Source organism: Nonomuraea sp. NPDC005650, from assembly GCF_040605375.1.
Classification (GTDB): Bacteria; Actinomycetota; Actinomycetes; order Streptosporangiales; family Streptosporangiaceae; genus Nonomuraea.
Map to the genome: position 1 here is coordinate 32,291 of NZ_JBEXCR010000083.1, position 335 is coordinate 32,625.

Consider the following 335-nt stretch of genomic DNA (forward strand, 5'->3'; position numbering starts at 1 on the left):
GATGATCTGATCGTCCACGGTCTGGAGGTCGCTCTCGCTGGCGACGTGGACGATGACCGGCGCGTCGTCGGGCAGGCCGGCCAGCGCCTCCCGGAGCAGCCCGACCGTCCAGGCCCGCTCTCCCCCGGGACTGGTAACCGTCTCCCACGGCACGACGCCGGTCCGGGGGACCGGGTCGCCTTCCTGCGCCCGCGCTGCGCGTCTTCTTTCATGAAGAAGATTGTTCCCACCCATCGCCTATGGTGCTTTGCCCCATGGGCGTCCCATTCAGCCCCCTGGACGTGAAGATGCCGTTCGTTGAGGTCAAGGTCCCGCAGTTCCCCGAGAGCGTCCCG

The 335-nt window shown here is 68.1% G+C and carries 1 protein-coding gene; it reads right to left on the reverse strand.

The features are described 5' to 3' along the window. Positions 1-234, reverse strand: a 234-nt coding sequence (locus ABZS69_RS64425; protein ID WP_355394186.1) for a DUF6225 family protein, incomplete at its 3' end; no start/stop codon positions are given. Between the last annotated feature and the right edge of the window lie 101 nt (positions 235-335).